The 18,089-nt window shown below is 69.8% G+C and carries 13 protein-coding genes; 8 read left to right on the top strand and 5 right to left on the bottom strand.

Features of this window, described 5'->3' with window-relative positions:
- Positions 1-42 precede the first annotated feature (42 nt).
- A complete protein-coding gene (locus tag BUB75_RS46530; RefSeq protein ID WP_178380001.1) occupies positions 43-2,898 on the top strand; it encodes a chromosome partitioning protein in 2,856 nt (951 codons plus the stop codon).
- Here BUB75_RS46530 and BUB75_RS28990 read toward each other — a convergent pair.
- Positions 2,863-3,585 carry a TetR/AcrR family transcriptional regulator gene (locus BUB75_RS28990; protein WP_073261166.1) on the bottom strand — a complete coding sequence of 241 codons (723 nt, stop codon included), beginning with the start codon at positions 3,583-3,585 and terminating at the stop codon, positions 2,863-2,865. The genes BUB75_RS46530 and BUB75_RS28990 overlap by 36 nt on opposite strands.
- 117 nt (positions 3,586-3,702) lie before the next feature.
- Between BUB75_RS28990 and BUB75_RS28985 the strand changes: the two genes are divergently transcribed.
- The gene (locus tag BUB75_RS28985; RefSeq protein ID WP_084741854.1) at positions 3,703-5,388 is read left to right on the top strand and encodes an MFS transporter; all 1,686 of its coding nucleotides are present in this window, start codon (positions 3,703-3,705) and stop codon (positions 5,386-5,388) included.
- 42 nt (positions 5,389-5,430) lie between these two features.
- Here the strand turns inward: BUB75_RS28985 and BUB75_RS28980 are convergent, their stop codons facing one another.
- On the bottom strand, positions 5,431-5,853 hold the full coding sequence (locus BUB75_RS28980; RefSeq protein WP_073261164.1) for a DUF3151 domain-containing protein: 423 nt from the start codon (positions 5,851-5,853) through the stop codon (positions 5,431-5,433).
- Positions 5,854-6,064: 211 nt separating this feature from the next.
- Between BUB75_RS28980 and BUB75_RS28975 the strand changes: the two genes are divergently transcribed.
- The 3 genes from BUB75_RS28975 to BUB75_RS28965 are packed head-to-tail and all read left to right on the top strand — an operon-like array spanning position 6,065 to position 10,070.
- Complete coding sequence (locus BUB75_RS28975) at positions 6,065-7,183, top strand: LOG family protein (protein WP_073261162.1); 1,119 nt, start codon at positions 6,065-6,067, stop codon at positions 7,181-7,183.
- A 50-nt stretch (positions 7,184-7,233) separates the two neighbouring features.
- Positions 7,234-8,829 (top strand): GmrSD restriction endonuclease domain-containing protein, encoded by a 1,596-nt coding sequence (locus tag BUB75_RS28970; protein ID WP_073261160.1) that lies wholly within the window; start codon positions 7,234-7,236, stop codon positions 8,827-8,829.
- Positions 8,826-10,070, top strand: coding sequence for a type II toxin-antitoxin system HipA family toxin (locus BUB75_RS28965; protein WP_073261158.1), 1,245 nt, complete (start codon positions 8,826-8,828; stop codon positions 10,068-10,070). Before BUB75_RS28970 ends, BUB75_RS28965 begins: the two co-directional genes overlap by 4 nt.
- 50 nt (positions 10,071-10,120) lie before the next feature.
- Here the strand turns inward: BUB75_RS28965 and fbaA are convergent, their stop codons facing one another.
- Entirely contained in the window at positions 10,121-11,152 is a 1,032-nt protein-coding gene (gene fbaA / locus BUB75_RS28960) for a class II fructose-bisphosphate aldolase (RefSeq protein ID WP_073261156.1), read from the bottom strand.
- Between the two features lie 140 nt (positions 11,153-11,292).
- Positions 11,293-12,855, bottom strand: a complete 1,563-nt coding sequence (locus BUB75_RS28955) for an MFS transporter (RefSeq protein WP_073261154.1) — start codon at positions 12,853-12,855, stop codon at positions 11,293-11,295.
- A 98-nt stretch (positions 12,856-12,953) separates the two neighbouring features.
- Between BUB75_RS28955 and BUB75_RS28950 the strand changes: the two genes are divergently transcribed.
- Positions 12,954-13,574 (top strand): TetR/AcrR family transcriptional regulator, encoded by a 621-nt coding sequence (locus BUB75_RS28950; RefSeq protein ID WP_073261152.1) that lies wholly within the window; start codon positions 12,954-12,956, stop codon positions 13,572-13,574.
- On the opposite strand, the gene BUB75_RS28945 is transcribed toward BUB75_RS28950, so the two are convergent.
- Positions 13,554-14,918, bottom strand: coding sequence for an FAD-dependent oxidoreductase (locus BUB75_RS28945; RefSeq protein WP_073261150.1), 1,365 nt, complete (start codon positions 14,916-14,918; stop codon positions 13,554-13,556). The two genes, BUB75_RS28950 and BUB75_RS28945, sit on opposite strands and share 21 nt — an antisense overlap.
- Positions 14,919-15,034: 116 nt before the next feature.
- Here BUB75_RS28945 and BUB75_RS28940 point away from each other — a divergent pair, with 116 nt between their 5' ends.
- Together BUB75_RS28940 and BUB75_RS46525 are read left to right on the top strand one after the other, a co-directional pair.
- Positions 15,035-15,772, top strand: a complete 738-nt coding sequence (locus tag BUB75_RS28940) for a DedA family protein (protein ID WP_218617827.1) — start codon at positions 15,035-15,037, stop codon at positions 15,770-15,772.
- Positions 15,773-15,930: 158 nt separating this feature from the next.
- On the top strand, positions 15,931-17,961 hold the full coding sequence (locus BUB75_RS46525; protein WP_073261148.1) for a hypothetical protein: 2,031 nt from the start codon (positions 15,931-15,933) through the stop codon (positions 17,959-17,961).
- Positions 17,962-18,089: the final 128 nt, after the last annotated feature.

Genomic DNA, 18,089 nt, shown 5'->3' with positions numbered 1-18,089 from the left:
TCCACTGCAGTGCTCCGGCCAAATGTTGGGGGGTTCCAATCCGTGCAAGGCACCGGCCAGAGCAACGGTGAGGCCAACGGTCGTCCCGGTTCCGGGGCGCACTCCGAGGTGTCCGGCGAGCCGTCCGCGATCGGATGGCCAGAGCCGACGACACCCGGGTCCTCGGAGGCGTCGTCCAACGGTGTGCAGGCGGCCCAGCACCTGCAGTCCGGTTCCGGATGGGCGGAGAGCACCACCGGCACGAACGGGGTCGTCCGGATCGCCGAGACGCCCGAGGTGCCCGCGCAGCCGGGCCCGGACGCCACGACCTCCGGGCCGCCGTCGCCGAGCGAGCAGCCGACGCTGCCGCAGTGGCCGAGGCCCGACGGCCCCCAGTCGGCGCCACCGCAGGACCCCGGGCCGCACGCCCAGACCGTGCCCGGCGTGGCACCGGACGAGCAGTGGCAGCCGCCGTCGGCGCAGGGTTGGCCGGGTCAGGTGGGTTCCGGTGACCTTGACTCGGCGGACCAGCAGTGGCTCGGCCAGCTCCGCGATCAGGAGGCCGCGGACCGGCCGGCGTCGCCAGAGGCCGGTGCCCAGCCCCAGCAACAGCCGACGCCGCAGCCGCAGTCCGGTGGCGAACCACCGTGGCCGGGCACGGAGCAGTCGCCCGGCAGCCAACCGCAGTGGCCAGGCACAGAGCAGCCGCCCGGCAGCCAACCGCAGTGGCCGGGCGCGGAGCAGTCGCCCGGTGGCCAGCCGCCGTGGCCGGGCGCGGAGCAGCACCAGACGCCGGGCGCGGAGCAGCAGTGGCCGGGGCAGCACCAGTCGCCGGGGCAGCACCAGTCGCCGGGGCAGCACCAGTCGCCGGGGCAGCACCAGTGGCCCGCGCAGCCGCAGGGCCAGCAGTGGCCGGCGCAGCAGCCACCGGGCCAGCAGCAGTGGCCGCCGCAGCAACCGCACGAACAACAGCAATGGCCCGCCCAGCAGCCGCCGGGCCAGCAGCAGTGGCCGGCGCAGGCACCGCACGACCAGCAGCAGTGGCAGGCGCAGCAGCAACCGGCGCAGTGGCCGCAGCAGCAGCCCGGCTGGCCGGCGCCGGAACCGCAGTGGCCCGCGCAACAGCAGTGGCCCGGCCAGGAGAACCAGTGGCCTGCCCAGCAGGAGTGGCCCGCGCAGCAGCAGTGGCCGGGGCAGGAGAACCAGTGGCCCCCGCAGGAGCAGCAGCAATGGCCTGCGCAGCAGCCACAGTGGCCCGCCCAGCAGCAGCCCGCGCCGCCGCCCCACCAGCCGCCCCAGCCCCAGCAGCCCCACCAGCCCCAGCAATGGCAGGCGCCGGAGCAGCAGTGGCCCGCACCCGCGGATCCGAACCACCCGGTCTCCGGGCAGCCGACCTCCGAGCAGGGCGGGTTCCCGGTCTCCGGCGACCCCTCGGCCACCCCGCCGACGTCGGGACAGCCGATCTCCGGCCAGCCCGTGTACGACCACCCGGTATCCGGGCAGCCCATCTCCGGGCAGCCCATCTCCGGGCAGCCCATCTCCGGGCAGCCCATCTCCGGGCAGCCCATCTCCGGGCAGCCGGTGTACAACCACCCGGTATCCGGGCAGCCGACCTACGGGCAGCCCGTCTCGGGGCAGCCCGTCTCGGGGCAGCACGCTGAGCCCGACCCGTTGACCGCACCGCAGTGGCCGGCGCCGCCCCCGGAGCCAGAGCCCGCACCGGAGCCCGCGCCGGACCAACCGGCCCAGGAATGGGCGGCGCCACCGGCTGCGGCGGCGTGGCCCACCGAACAGCCTCCGGCCGGTCCGCCTCCGGTACCACCACCAGCCGCACACGACCTACATCGGCCCGCAGACCACTACGCCTACCGGCCCGCGCCGGACACTGCCGCCGAGCGTCCACAACCGTTGCAGGAACAGCCACCACGGCAGACGCCGCAGCCGGAGTGGCGGACCGGCCCGGGCCAGCCCAGCTTCGACCAACCGGCCGTACCACCGACCGCGGAGGAATTCGCCGCCCGCAGGGCGCACCGGCCCCGGCCGCCAGAACCGACGATGGGCGTACCCGCGCTGATTCGGCGGGTCACGTTCGGCACCGTGAGCCCGCAGCTGTCGAAGCGGGAGATCGAGTACCGGGACGCGGTCGCGAAGGTCCGGCGGAACTTCGGCGGGCTGCGCCAGGTCACGGTCGTCAACCCGAAGGGCGGCGCGGGCAAGACCGTCGCGGTGCTGATGACCGCGATGACGTTCGGCCAGAACCGCGGTGGTTACGTCCTGGCCTGGGACAACAACGAGACCCAGGGGACGCTGGGCATGCGCTCCCAGCAGGACTACCACGTCCACACGGTCCGGGACGTCCTGCGCGCGCTGCCGAGCTTCCAGAACAGCGGCAAGGTCGGCGACCTGACGCCGTACGTCCGGTCGCAGGGTGAGGCGATGTTCGACGTCCTGGCGTCGGACGAGTCGGCGACCGCCGGTGAGATGCTCACCGCGCAGGCGTTCGTCAACATCCGCGAGGTCGTCAGCCGGTTCTACAAGCTGATCGTCGTCGACACCGGGAACAACGTCCGGGCGGAGAACTGGCAGGCCGCGATCGACGCGACCGACCAGCTCGTCGTCACGATGTCGGCGCGCGGCGACTCGGCGGAGACCGCGGCGCGGATGCTCGACCACCTCGACCAGACCGGGCGGCACGAGCTCGTGCGCCGGGCGGTCACCGTGGTCGCGATGGCGGCCAGCCGGAAGGACGTCGACCTGCCTGCGATCCAGCGGCACTTCGCGGCCCGGACGCGCGCGGTGCTGCTGGCGCCGTACGAGAAGCTGCTCGACTCGGGTGAGCCGATCCGGTACGGCGAGCTGTCGGCTCGTACTCGCAACGCCTGGCTACGTATCGCCGCCGCTATCGCCGAGGGCCTCTGACGCGGCTGCTTTGGCCGCGAGGCCGGTGAGCAGGACGTCGAGGCCGAACGCGAACCGTTCCTCGCCGCCACCGGTGGTGAGGGCCTCGGAGAGCTCGACGACGTGCGGGAACCGGTCGGCGGGCAGGCTGGCGAAGTACGCCCCGAGCCCCTTGAAGTACTGCTGGCCGTTGTCCGCATCGCCGAACGCCGCAGCGTAGAGGCTGCCCTCGTGGGCGTCCGCGGTGATGTAGTCGAACAGCAGCGGGCCGGCCCAGGCTGCGAGCTGGTCGGGTAGGCCGATCCGGCGCAGGATCCCGAATACCTCGTTGCTCAGCCGCATCGCGTTCGGGCCGGTCGGGACGCGGCCCCACAGTGCTTTGGCGACGTCCCGGTGAGCGATGAGCGCCTCGCGGGTGGCGTAGGCGAACCGGGTGAAGTCCTGGCGCCAGTCGCCGGTCAGTTCGGGGAACTCCACGGTGGCGAGCACACGGTCGACCACCGCGTCGACCAGCTCTTCTTTGTTCTGGACGTGCGCGTACAGCGACGCGGCGCCGGTGCCGAGTTCCTGTGCGACGCGCCGCATGCTCATCGCGTCGACGCCCTCGGAGTCGAGGACGGTCATCGCCGCGTCGACGATCTGCTCGTAGCTGAGCGGACGCCGGACCGAAGCGGTCTTCTTGCGCTCGCGCCAGGGCGGTACCGGCATGTCGTCCAACGCTGCTCCCCTCGCCGATCCTCCGAACACTGTACTTGACACGAACGCCGTTCGATCATAGAACGGTGTTCGTTGCAACGGAACACTGTTCGTAAAGGAGCCATCCTCGTGACTTCCCAGATAGAAACCCCCACCGCGCCTGCCCGCCCGCCCGACGGCTATCGGGCCGGCGGGCGGCTCGCCTGGCTCGCCCTGGCCGTCGTCCTCGTCGCCGAGGTGATGGACCTGCTCGACACCACGATCGTCGGCGTCGCCTCACCCGCGATCCGCGACGATCTCGGCGGCACCTACGCGTCGATCCAGTGGATCTCGGCCGGCTACACGCTGGCGTTCGCGGTCGGACTGCTCACCGCCGGTCGCCTCGGCGACCTCTACGGCCGGAAACGCCTATTCGTGATCGGTGTCGCCGGCTTCACGCTCAGCTCCGCCGCCTGCGCGCTCGCCGTCTCGCCAGGCATGCTGATCGGCTCCCGACTCCTCCAGGGACTGTTCGCCGCACTCCTCATCCCGCAGGGCTTCGGGCTGATCCGGGCCGCGTTCCCGCCCGACCAACTCGGCAAGGCGTTCGCGTTCTTCGGCCCGGTGATGGGGCTCTCCGCGGTGGCCGGGCCGATCGTCGGTGGCGCGCTCGTGGATGCCGACCTGTTCGGTACCGGCTGGCGCATGATCTTCCTGATCAACGTGCCGCTCGGCCTCGTCGCGCTGATCGGTGCGGTGACCGTCTTACGGGAGGACCGGACGCCGTCGGCAGGCGGGCTCGACCCGCTCGGCGCCGGGCTCGCGACCGCCGCGGCGTTCCTGGTGGTCTATCCGCTGGTGCAGGGCAACGAACTGGACTGGCCACGGTGGATCTTCGGGTGTCTCGCCCTCGGTGTTGTGCTGTTCGTGCTGCTCGGCGTCCACCTGGTGCGGCGTTCACGACACGGACGTGCACCGCTGGTGATGCCCAGCCTGTTCGGCAAGCGCAGTTTCAGCAGCTCGCTCGTCGTCGGCTTGCTGTTCTTCGCCGGGATGAGCGGTCTGATGCTGGTCATGACCCTCTACCTGCAGATCGGCCTGGGTTACACCCCGCTGCGCGCCGGTCTGACGATGGGCCCGTGGCCGTTCGGCGTCGCGGTGGGCGCCGGACTCGCAATGGGCGTGCTGGTGCCGCGCTTCGGCCGGTACGTCGTGGTCGGTTCCGCGCTGGTGATGGCCGCGGGCATCGCCGGGGTGTGGCTCACGCTGGAGATCGCGGGCTCGTCGGTCAGCAGCGTCGCGTTCGCGCCGGGGTTGCTGGTCGCAGGCATCGGCATGGGCGGCGTGGTGGCGCCGTTCTTCGACATCGCGCTCGGCGACGTGGACGACACCGAGGTCGGCTCGGCGAGCGGGCTGCTCAACGCGATCCAGCAGCTCGGCGCCACGGTCGGGGTCGCGGTACTGACCTCGGTGTTCGTGGGCCTGCTCGGGAGCGCGGTGATCAGTGGGGTCGGGTCCGTGACGCCGTCCCTCCGCGCCGAGCTGTCCGCCGCCGGAGTACCCGCCGCCGCCCAGGAGGAGATCGTCGCGGACTTCCGCGACTGCGTGCGGGACCGGGCCACCGCGGACGATCCGGCCGCGACGCCGGAGAGTTGCCGGGCGTCGGTAACCCCGGAGGTCGGCGCGGTGCTGGCGGACGAGGGCGCCGCCGCGAGCAAGGAGATCTTCACCGACGCCGCGCAAAAACTGCTGCTGATCGACGCCGCGCTGATGGTGGTGCTGGCCGGGCTGTCGTTCCTGCTGCCGAAGAAGGCTCGCCCGGAAGAAGCCGGATGAAACGCGACAACGGCGGGCAGGGGTTGCCCGCCGTTGTCACGTTCACATGCGGTCGGCCGCTGACGGATCCGAGTCGCGGAGGAACTGGGCGCAGCGCGCGGCCTCGTCGGACTCGCCGATCTCGAGCGCAGCGCGGGCCAGCGCGTTCAGCGCCCGGAGGAAGCCCTGGTTGCCCTCGTGCGAGAACGGAACCGGACCGTGGCCCTTCCAGCCGTTGCGGCGCAGCGCGTCGAGGCCCCGGTGGTAACCAGTGCGCGCGTACGCGTACGAGGCGATCGCGTCGCCCTTCGCGAACGCCTGGTCGGCGAGTACGGCCCAGGCACCGCTGCTCGTCGGGTAGCGAGCCGCGACGGCGGAGGGGTCCTCCTCGCCGGCCGCTGCGGCCCGGACCGCCGCCAGTTCCTCCGGGTCCTCCGGCAGGAGCGTGGCGGGCGGCTGCGGGAGGAGGTCTCGAGGAAGGCTCATGGGTTCATCCTGACGGGCGGGAGGACACAGCGAACCACCGTGCCTCCAGGTGTGGGCAGTATTACGCGACGCAGTGAAGCCGCTAGCCAGCCATAACAAATCATCGCTGCGAAACCATGCCGCGCGATCCAAGGAAACTTGGCGGAAACTCGTGGCGTCCGCGATCTGACGTACATTCCACCGACTTTGCGCCGACCGGCAATATGGGACGGTGGACGCCACCCCGGACGAAGTAGAGACCCTGGCCGAACTCAGGATCTGGCTGGACAAACGGACGTTGAGCGGGCTCGCGGTTCAAGGTTTGGACCTCACCGGGATCTCGCTGGCCGACGTCACGGTCGAGGACACGCTGTTCCTCGGCTGCCGGCTGAACGCACCGGAGGCCGCCGACCTCGTAGCGCGTGGCGCGTCCGTGGTGCCGGAGCTCGCCCACGCGCCCTACCCGACTCACCCGTCGACGCTCTACACCGCGGCCGACCTGACCGTCGGGTTCGAGGCGAGCGGCTTCGCAGGCATGTACGACTCGGTCGTCTACCGGCACTTCGTCGAGCACGGCGGCCCGCTGCCGCCGATCCGCGAGGCGCTCTCGCAGCGACTGCACGACCACGGCATCGACAACGCACTGTCGGACGCGCTGGCCGCCTGGGCGTCCGCGTCGACCGGACCGGTGGTCGGTGTCATGGGCGGACACGCCGAGCCCCGCGGTTCGGTGGCGTACCGGGAGGCCGCGACGCTGGGCCGGGCGCTGGCCGACGCCGGTGCGCTGGTGCTGACCGGCGGCGGGCCGGGCGTGATGGAAGCGGCCAACCTCGGGGCCTACGTGCCGTCGGCCGAAGCGCTGGACGCCGCTCTCAAGGAGTTGTCCGCGGCGCCGTACTTCGTCGACCACGAGCCGTACACCGCAGCGGCGCTGGCGGTCCGGGCGCGATACCCGTCGGCCGAGCCATGGGCCGGCGGGCTGTCGATCCCGACCTGGCTCTACGGACACGAACCGGCCAATTTGTTCGCTGCCCGGATCGCAAAATACTTCTCGAACGCGATCCGGGAGGACACGATCCTGCGCGCGGCCCGCGGCGGCATCGTGTTCGCGCCGGGCAAGGCGGGCACCGTGCAGGAGGTGTTCCAGGCGGCGACCAAGGCGTTCTACCGCAGCGACGGAGCGTCCGGGCCGATGATCTTCCTGGACCGTCGGTACTGGACGGACGTGCTGCCGGTGGAGGCGCTGCTGCGGCCGCTGTTCACTCAGGCCCCCGAGGTGCCCGCGGTCGTTCACCTCACCGACGACGTCGACGAAGCGGTCGAACTCCTGACGACGCATCGACCGGCGTGAACTCAACTCGTCGGTACCTCCGATAGCCTTTTAGCGAGGAAGGAGGTGCCATGACGACGCTGGGTCGGCCGCGCACCGGCTACCTGACGACGGTCGACCTCGTGACAGAGGTCCGGGCCGGGAAAGTCCGAATTCCCCCCTTCCAGCGACCATACAAGTGGCAGCCGACTGACGTCGTTACCCTCTTCGACAGTCTCCGGCGGGGGTTTCCGATCGGGAGCCTTCTGTTCTGGCGACGCCCGGCCGCGGAGGGCGAACTCAGTCTTGGCCCGATACAAATGCGTGTTCCAGCCGTTCCGGACGCGAATTGGGTGGTCGACGGTCAACAGCGCATCATCAGCATCGTCGGGGCCCTGACGGCCCCGGACGACGTAGCTGATCCACGATTGCGCATCGTCTTGGATGTATCCAATGAGGAGTTTCGCTCGGTCATCGAGCCGTTCGAGGCTAATCCGGTCTGGCTCCCGGTGTCTCGCCTCCTCGACACCAAGCGATTGCTCGCCTGGTTGCGTTTGAACAGCGAGTGGATCACCGACGAGCAGATCGACATGATCGAAGAAGTATCCGCGACAGTGCGCGAGTATCAGATACCGACGTACACGGTCAGCGGTGATGACGAGCGCGATCTTCGCCTGATCTTCGATCGAATGAACAACAGCGGTCGGCCCATGACACTCTCCGAGGTTTTTCATGCCCTCAACGCTGCGGGAACGGCGCCGGACACGCTGAACACGCTAACTGCACGAGTGGCCGATCTGGGCTTCGGCAAGCTGGAGGAGGACGCGGCGCTGCGGTGTGTCCGCGCCTATCGCGGCAGCGATGTCTTCCGCGACCCACACGGCGAGTTCGACAACCCGACTGAGTTCAGCGAGGCACTGGATCACACGCTCAGCGCCGTGACTCGTGCGGTGGAGTTCCTACGGGCCGGAGCTGGCATACCGCACATTCGGATCCTTCCCCACACTCATACGCTCTACGTTCTCACTCGGTTCTGCGGATTGCACGGGCATCCGGAGGGCCGTGCTGCAGAGCTATTGCGCCGATGGATCTGGCGAGAGGCTGTCTCGGGACTCGGCCACCAGAGTGTGAGCGTGACTACGATTCGCCGGGCCGTAGCCACTATCGACCAGGATCCGCTGGCTTCGGCGGAGCGATTGTTGCAGACCGTGCCGCACAAGCGGCCTTCCAGGCCTATCCCGCTATCCAGCATCAGTATCGGACTGACGGTCGGCAAGCTAATTCTCCTCGGATTCCTCGCACAGGAACCCCGCGATCTCCGGACGGGTGCAATTCTTGAGCCCACCCAACTCCTGGATGCAGGCCCGAAGAACCCATGGCGGCAAGTCGTCACGCAAAGTTCCAGCCCACTCAGCAAGAGCGCCGCGAATCGCATCGTCCATGGGGCTCTTGGTGGGACCAACGTTGCCGCCGCGCTGACGAAGGTCGATCAAGGAATTGCCGACAGCCACCTCCTCGACGAGGCAGCCGTCGAGCTTCTCCACCAAGGTCGGACAGACGAATTTTTCGAACATCGACAGCTATTGGTTGAGGCAGCTATCAACAACCACATCGATCGGATGGCCGAGTGGGGGGCGCGCGATGGACGGACGATTAGAGATCTGATGCGTTCCGGGACTCTCAAGTGAAAAAGCAAGTGGTCGCCATCGTTCAGTTGCACGATCATCACGTCGGCCACATGGTGTTGACGCGCGGAGGATCGCGCTTCTATTACACTGATCGTGTCGATGTTTCTGACCACCTGGTGCTCGGTCAGGCTTTTGAGGAGAGTCCGGGAGCAGTACGGCAGGAACGAACCGGAGTTCCGGCCTGGTTCGCCAACCTCCTCCCAGAGAGCGGCGGTGCGCTACGCCGCTACATTGAACAGACGCTGGGCCGGGGCCAATTGGACGATCCTCGCTTGCTGCTGCAACTCCGCACCGACCTACCAGGCGCGGTAACGCTGAGGGTCGTGGAGGATCCAGAGATCGCCGACCAGGTCCTTCGCTCCGAAACCGTGGAGGATTTCGGTCCTGAGCCCGACCCCGACGATCACGTACGCTGGTCCTCGCTCTCCGGAATGCAGGGAAAGCTGTCGGTGCCTGCTGACCGTTTGAGCATTCCCGTTCGCGACCGGGGCACCTGGTGGATCGCGAAATTGCCGGACCGCGCGAACCCGAACGTACCAGCCAATGAGTACATCGTCATGACCTGGTTGGCACGAGCGGGTTTTGAGGTGCCGGTCCCTGAGCTAGCGCCCGCGCGGGTGATCGAGGGCCTCCCGGAAGGGATGGCCACGCCGGATGACCTCGTCTATCTCATTCCCCGGTTCGACCGGAGCCCCGATGGACCCGTACACATCGAAGACTTCGCACAGGTGCTCGAGGTCGAACCACGATTCAAATACGACATGCCGGGCGTGGGTCCTCATACGGTCGAGGGGCTCGGATCGATCATCGCAGCTCTGACAGGCGAATCCGCATTCATGGAATATATCCGACGCCTCGTTGCAATGATCCTTACCGGCAACAACGATGCTCATCTGAAGAACTGGTCGCTGATCTATCGTGATGGTCGAACGCCGGAACTGAGCCCGGTTTACGATTTTCTGTCGACCACCGTCTATCTGCGGCCGTACTCGCCGTTCGCCCTTCCATGGCTCGGCGAGACCATCTTCGAACGCATCAGCCTCGACCATGTGTCGGCGCTCGCCGAACGTGTCGGGATAGACGACGGTGCCGCTCGGGACACCGCCGCTACGACCGTCGACACGTTGCGTCGCGCCTGGTCGGAGACCCGGGTGGAAACCGACCGATTCCCCGCCATCCGCGACCACATCGATCGTCGTTTCCGGACGCTACCCCTCAGTACTGGGAAGCCCGTCGAATAACGACTTCCTCAGCGACCCGGACGCGTCTGCCGGGTCGCCGAGGATGGCGTCTACTTCTTCGCGGTGCCTGCCGAACGCAGCGCCTGGCACGCCTCGACCACGCGGGCGGCCATGCCCGCCTCAGCGGCCTTGCCCCAGGCCCGCGGGTCGTAGGTCTTCTTGTTGCCGACCTCGCCGTCGATCTTCAGGACGCCGTCGTAGTTCTTGAACATGTGGTCGGCGACCGGCCGCGTGTACGCGTACTGCGTGTCGGTGTCGACGTTCATCTTCACGACGCCGTAGTCGAGTGACTCGTGGATCTCCTCCAGCAGCGAGCCCGAGCCACCGTGGAAGACCAGGTCGAACGGCTTCGCGTCGGCGCCGAGCCCGAGCTTCTCGGCCGCGACCTCCTGGCCGCGCTTGAGCACCTCGGGCTTCAGCACGACGTTGCCCGGCTTGTAGACGCCGTGCACGTTGCCGAACGTCGCGGCGAGCAGGTAGCGGCCCTTCTCGCCGGCACCGAGCGCGTCGATCGTGTGCAGGAAGTCGCCTTCGGCGGTGTACAGCTTCTCGTTGATGTCGTGCGCGACGCCGTCCTCCTCGCCACCGACGACGCCGATCTCGATTTCCAGGATGATCTTCGCCTTGGCGGCCTCGGCGAGCAGCTCCTGGGCGATCTTCAGGTTCTCGTCCAGGTCGATCGCGGAGCCGTCCCACATGTGCGACTGGAACAGCGGGTTCTCACCGGCCGCGACCCGGTCCTGGCTGATCTTGAGCAGCGGCCGGACGAACCCGTCGAGCTTGTCCTTCGGGCAGTGGTCGGTGTGCAGCGCGATGTTGACGCCGTACTTCTTGGCGACCTCGTGCGCGAACGCGGCGAGCGCGACCGAGCCGGTCACCATGTCCTTCACGGTCGGGCCGGAGAGGTACTCGGCACCACCCGTCGACACCTGGATGATGCCGTCGCTCTCCGCCTCCGCGAAGCCGCGGATGGCCGCGTTCAGGGTCTGGGACGAAGACACGTTGATGGCCGGGTAGGCGAAGGAACCTGCCTTCGCCTTGTCGATCATCTCGGCGTACACCTCGGGGGTGGCGATAGGCATCTGGGCGCTCCTCGGTCGCGTGCTCTCTCGCACCGCAGTATTCCTTGCCGTCGGGGCACGTCGCAGCCGCCCGGACCCGCAAAGCGGGAATGATCACGCCAATCGGGGTAGATCGCGCGCGCCCGATCACCGGAACCCGGTCAGACCGCCGAGACTGCGGCGGGAGCCACTTCCTCCGACGGCACCGGGGCTGCGGGCTTCGGCGAGCGCACCAGGATCACCGCAGCCACCCCGGCCACTGCCAGCACGATTGCCCCCAACAGCATCATCCGGCCGATTCCGGCCGCACCGGCGGCGCGGGCCGCGGCGCTCACCAGGTCCCGCAGCGCCTCCGGCACCGCCGCGACGATCCGCGTACCCGCGCCGGCCCCGGCGGCGTCGGCCAGCGACCGCACCGAGTCGTCGGGCAGCGCCGACCCGGACAGCCGCGTCGTCACTTCGTCAGCGACCCGGGCCTGGTAGACCACGCCCCACACCGCGACGCCCGCCGCAATCCCGAGCTGCCGCAGCGTGTTGACCACACCGGTCGCCATCCCGGCCCGCGCGGGCTCCACCGCGGCGAGCGACACCTGAGACACCACCGCGCCCTGCACTCCCATGCCGATCCCGGCGACGATGAACCCGGGGATCAAGACGGTCCATGCCGAGTCGCCGTCCAGGCCGGTCATCATCGCCGCACCGATCGCGGCCAGCAGCACGCTGCCGCCCACGGTCAGCCGCGGTGAGACCCGGTGCGCGATCTGCGCGGCCAGCGGAGCCGCGACGAACGAGGCGAGCGTCCACGGCAGGAATCGCAGTCCGGCCTCGAACGGCGTGTAGCCGAGCGTGTTGAGGAAGTACAGCGAGAGGTAGGTGGTCGCCCCGACCAGCACCGCCGAGACCGTGAACACCGAGAGCGCAGCACCGGTGAACGTCGGCGACCGGAACAGGCTCAGGTCGACCATCGGCTGCGCCGCCGTAGCCTGCCGCACGACAAAACCCACGGTCAGGACGCCTGCGACGACGAACAGTCCGACGATCAGCGGCGAGCCCCAGCCGTCCGCGTGGCCCCGGATCAGCCCCAGCAGTAGCGCGAACAGCCCACCGGTGAGCAGCGCGGTGCCCGTCCAGTCCGCTCGGCGCGGGTTCTCCGGCCGCGACTCGGTCAGCCGCCACCGGGTCACCGCCAGCGCAGCGAGACCGATCGGGACGTTGATCAGGAAGATCCAGCGCCACCCCGGTCCGTCCACCAACGCACCACCGACGAGGGGGCCGACCGCGGTCGCGCCGGTCAGCGTCGCACCGAACACCCCGATCGCCCCGGCGCGCCGCCGCGGGTCGGGGAACGCCGCCCCGATCAGCGGTAGCCCGGTGCCGAAGAGCAGGGCGGCGCCGGTGCCCTGTACCACCCGGAACACGTCCAGCGACAGCGCCGACCAGGCCAGCGCGCAGGCCAGTGAACCGAGCGTGAAGAGCGCCAGACCGGCCGCGAAGATCCGGCGCCGCCCGATCCGATCGCCGAGCGTCGCGGCGGTGAGCAGCAGGCCGGCCAGCGGGAGCGTGTAGGCGTCGACGACCCACTGCAGGTCGGCGAGGTCGGCGTCGAAGTCGCGCTGGAGTTCGCCGAGCGCGACCGCCACCACCGTGAGGTCGAGCAACAGCATGAATATCGCCGCGCACACCACGGCCAGCGTCCAGCCGGGGTGTTGTTTGTTCTCTTTCATCGCGTCTCCCTGTACGGCCGTAGCCCAACGGCTGTAGATGTACGCCTGTAGCCTTACAGGTGTCAACCGTTAAGATGGGCGCCGGAGAGAGGGAGTGCATGTCTGCCGAATCGACGACGAGCCCCCGGCGCCGCCCGGCCAAGCGCGGCGAGGGGGACCGGCTGCGGGACGAGATCGTCCTCGCGGCCTGTGGGTTGCTCGCCGAGACCGGGGAGATGAGTTCGCTCTCGCTGCGAGCCGTCGCCCGGAAGGTCGGCGTCGCCACCACGTCGATCTACCTGCACTTCGACAACCTCGGGGCGCTACAGCGAGCGGTGAAGGACCGCTGGCTCGACATGCTCACCGCGGAGGTCGAGGCCGCGGCGTCCGAAGCCGGCGACGATCCGCGGGAACGCATCCTGGCGATCTCCCACGCCTACGTGGACGCCGGCATGCGCGACCCCGCGCGTTACCGGGTGCTGTTCACCTCGGAGCTCCTACCACTGCCCGACGGCGTCCAATATCTGGGCGGGGGAACCTTCGAGGCGGTGCTGCAGATCGTCCGGCAGGCACTGCCGGACCACGTGGACGCGAGCCTGTTCACGATGCAGTTCTGGTGCGCGCTGCACGGCATCGTGACGCTCCGGCAGGCCCGGCCGAACTTCCCGTGGCCCGACCTCCACCTGCAGGTCGACGATCTGGTGACCCGGTTGGTCGACTCAGCCGTGCACAGCGTCTGAGGCTGCCCGCGCGGCGACCAGCACGGGGTCCCAGACCGGGGAGAACGGCGGCGCGTAACCGAGGTCGAGGCCGGTCATCTCGTCGACCGTCATGTGGTTCCAGAGCGCGACCGCCACCACGTCGATGCGCTTCGCGGCACCGTTCCCGCCGACGATCTGCCCGCCGAGCAAGCGTCCGGTGCCCCGTTCGGCGACCAGCTTCACCGTCACCGTGTCGGCACCGGGGTAGTAGCCGGCCACCGTGTGCGACTCGATCACCGCGCTGACCACCGCGAACCCCGCCTCCTCCGCCTCGGCCTCGCGGAGGCCGGTGCGGGCGATCTCCAGGTCGCACACCTTGGTCACGGCGGTGCCGAGCACGCCGGGGAACGTCGCGTAGCCGCCGCCGAGGTTGATCCCGGCGACCCGCCCCTGCTTGTTCGCGTGCGTCCCGAGCGGAATCGCCACCGGGCGCCCGGTCACCCGGTGCACGACCTCGACACAGTCACCCGCGGCCCAGATCCCGTCGTGCCCGGGAACCCGCATCCGGCGGTCGGTGACGATGCCACCGCTCGGCCCGATCGGCAGACCTGCCTCCTCGGCCAGTGTCACGCCGGGCTGCGTCCCGAGCCCGAGCACGACGACGTCAGCCGGGAACTCGCCCGCATCGGTGGTCACCGCCCGCGCCCAGCCCTCGCCGTCCAGCTCGATGCCCTCTACGGTCACGCCCATCCGGACGTCCACCTCGAACGCCTTCAGCGCCTCACCGACCCGTTCCCCCATGTCCGGGTCGAGAGTGTTCATCGGCTGCTCGGCACGCTCGACGAGCGTCACCTCGAGGCCCTGCCGGATCAGCGCCTCGGCCATCTCGACGCCGATGTACCCACCGCCGATCACGACCGCCCGTTTGGCGTCTCGCGACCGCAGCGAGGCGCTGACCGCCTCACCGTCGTCCAGCGTCTGGACGCCGTGCACGCCCCGGCCGTCGATGCCCGGCCAGTCCGGCCGGACCGGTTCGCCGCCGGTTGCCACCATCAACTGATCGAATTCGTGGGTGGTCTCTCCACCGCGCGGTTCGCGCACGGTAACCGCCCGGCGATCGAGATCGACGCCGACCACCGTGTGCCCGATTCGGACATCGATGTTCCGCTCGCGGTGCTGCTCTGGGGTGCGGGCGATCAGGTCGTCACGTTCCTCGACCAGTCCGGCGATCCAATATGGGATGCCGCACGCCGAGTACGACGTGTGTGTGCCCCGCTCGAACGCGAGAATCTCCAGGTCCCGATGATCGCGCCGACGTCGCGCCTGACTGGCCGCGCTCATTCCGGCCGCGTCGGCGCCCACCACGATCAGCCGCTCTGCCATCCCCCCACGCTAACGCGTGATTCGGGTCTCAACGGGTGGTAACGCTCCGTATGCACACAGCAGAGGCCGGGTACAGGCTCAGTCGACTCCTAGGAAAGCCACGGTAGCCTCGGCGCGTGCAGGTATCCGAGACCGTCCACGCCGCCAACGAGCTGCTCGCCGCGAACCCGATCGACCCGAAGTATCTGGTGACGACCTTCGGCCTGTTCGGCATCTGGGCGATCCTCTTCGCCGAGACCGGTCTGCTGTTGGGCTTCTTCCTACCTGGCGACTCGCTGCTGTTCCTCGCAGGCATCGCCACGTCGGCGACCGGCGGCACGATCGTCGGCGCGACTCTGAGCCTGCCCGGGATGCTGATCGGCGGCCCGATCTGCGCGATCGCCGGTGCCCAGTTCGGCCATTTCCTGGGCGCCCGGTACGGCCGGAAACTGTTCGACCGGCCGAACTCTCGCCTGTTCAAGGGCATCTACGTCGAGAAGGCCGAGCAGGCGTTCGTGAAGTTCGGCCCGGCCAAGGCCGTGGTGTTCGCTCGGTTCATCCCGATCGTCCGGACGTTCCTCAACCCGGTCGCCGGAATGCTCGGCATGCCCACGAGGCAGTTCTTCCTCTGGAACGTCGTCGGCGCCATTCTCTGGGTCGACGGAATCGTCCTGCTCGGGTACTTCCTCGGCGATGTCGTGGACGAGAACTTCCCGATCGACAAGTACCTGGTGCCGGGTATCGCGTTCATCATCTTCCTGTCGATCCTGCCGGTCCTGATCGAGTGGATCCGCACCCGTCGGCACAAGAAGAACGAGCCCGAGGACGCCCACGGCGAAGCTTCGCTCGGATCCGGTACTCCGCCGACGTTCTGACCGCTGTCGGATAGTCGACCGGGCACGCGAGGACACCCGACCGGGCTGGCTCCACGCTGCTAGTCTCCAGGCCAGCTCAGCCGTGGCATCGGCCTCGGAACAGCGAGAACTGGCCGCATCGGTTCACTGACAGCGGTCGACCCGGGCGGAGAAGGCACATGACGACGTCGGCGAGCGATCTCGGACCGTTCACCGGCCTGCGCCTGATCCACCACACGCCGACCGTCGAGCTGTTCACCGGGTTCGAGCGCAACGGTCGGCGGCCGGTCGTGCTGATCGCGCTCACGGAGCAGGCCGGTCGCGACCCGAACTGGTCGGCCGAGTTCACCGATGCGGTGGCGAAGGACGCCACGACGCTCGGTCCCCTCGACGTCCCCGTGCACGTCAGTGATTTATACGGACGCCGTCCGTGGGCGGCCAGCCGCATCGTGCCGGGTCGGCGCGGTGCTGAGCGGATCCTGGCGGCGCTGCCCGGCGCGGTACCCGAGGGCACCGACCCGAGCGCGCTGCTGCACGCTCCGCGTCCGCCGCACCCGGGTGCACCGGGGCAGCCCGGTCCGGGCCAGCAGGGTCCGGGCCAGCAGGGTCCGCACGTCAGCGCACCACACCCGGGGCAGCAGGGCCAGCAGCCACCGCACGTCCAGCCAACACCGCAGGGCGCGCCCCAGAGCCCACAGGGCCCGCAGCCGCACCAGCCGCCCCAGGCCACGCCTCAACCGCCCCAGACCGCGCCGGGCACACCGCAGCCGCCGCAGGCCGCGCAGGCGCAGCCGGCGTTTGCCGGGCAGCCGGGGAACGCGGGCGCGCAGCAGCCCCGACCACCGGCAGCCAGTGGCCAGACCTCCGCACCGCCCCACCCCGGAGCCGCACGCCCGGCGTCCGGCCTGCCGGCAGCACAGGCCGCGTCCGGCCAACCCGTCTCGGGGCAGCCGGCGCCCGCTCCGGTGTCCGGGCCGATCGCCACCGGCGCCACCGCACCGACCAGCGGCTCGCAGCCGACCGAGCCGATCCCGGCCGTCGAGCCCACCGGCCCCCCGGCCTCCCCCGCGCCGCCCGAGGGCTCGGCGGGCTCTCCGGCGTCGCCCGGCTCTCCCGTTCCGCTCGGCTCCCCCATTCCGCCTGGCTCCCCGGTTCCGGCCGGCACGCCGACCGGGCGGACCGGCGACGCCGCAGCGCGCGCCGACGGTGCGCCGAAGCACGGTCCGCTCCCGCCCGGCGCGCACAACCCGACCGTCCCGATCCCGCACCCCGGTCCGCCGACGTCCGCCCCGGCGGCTCCGCGCCCTCCGGGCCCCGCCGTCCAAGGAGCGCCCGGCCCCGGCAGCCCGGTCCGCGGCGCACCCGGTCCGAACGGTCCAGGCCCAGGCCCTGGCGGCCCAGGTCCGAACGGCCCCGGCCCGGGCGGCCCCGGTCCAGGCGGCCCCGGTAGCCCGGGTGTCCCCGGCGGACCGATCGGCGGCAACACCGGGTCGTTCCCGCGCCCGCAGCTGCCTCCGCCGCCCCCGCCGAAGCGCCGCGGTTTCCGCACCGCGCTCCTCGTTCTGGTCGGGACGTTCACCATCGTCGTCCTCGCGTTCTGCGCCATGACGACGCTCTTCGTCGTGTCCGGCGACGACGAGACGGGCGACGCGTCCGCACCGGCGCCCAGCGGCTCCGCGGCTCCGGTGCCGAGCCGCAACGCCCAGCAGCCCTCGGAAGACCTCCCCGAGTACAAGAAAGCGCTGCCGGTCATCGTCGTCGGCTCGGTCTTCGACGAGGGTGAGCAGACGGACATCGTCCAGCGCGAGGGCTGGCCGTTCGCGTTCCGCGTCCCGGTCGGCTGGTTCTGCGACGGGGACGCGGTCATCGACGGTCAGCGCGACGGGCTGAACTGCCACCCACCCGGCGGCGGGAACGTCGTCGTGCGGGTCGGCATCCGCGACTGCGACGCGCCGTGCGACAGCACGACCCAGGATCTGATGAACCGCGACGTCTCGCCCGACCCGCTCATCGAGGGCGACGAGACGACGAGCTTCTCCGAGCGCGCGGACCCAAGGGGTAACGCCTACGGGCTCGTCGTCAGCCACTTCTTCGGCCCCGGCCCGGGCCAGCAGCCGCGCTGGCAGGTCGTCGTCCGCGGAACGAGCCCGCACACCGATCGGGCCGCTGTGCAGAAGGTCGCCAACGACATCCGAACCCAGACGCCTTAACGTTTTCCTTGATCGTGATTTCGGGGTTGTTACCGGACCGCTCAGGGTGACTCAAGTGGCTCCGGGGGTGGCCGGGCCGTGTAGCCTCGTCCGGGCTGACCTGTTACTCAGGGCCGAAGACGGCCGGT

The sequence above is a fragment of the Cryptosporangium aurantiacum genome (assembly GCF_900143005.1).
Lineage (GTDB): Bacteria > Actinomycetota > Actinomycetes > Mycobacteriales > Cryptosporangiaceae > Cryptosporangium > Cryptosporangium aurantiacum.
Note: the sequence above shows the minus strand (reverse complement) of the source record. Positions and strands in the feature narration are given on the sequence as shown.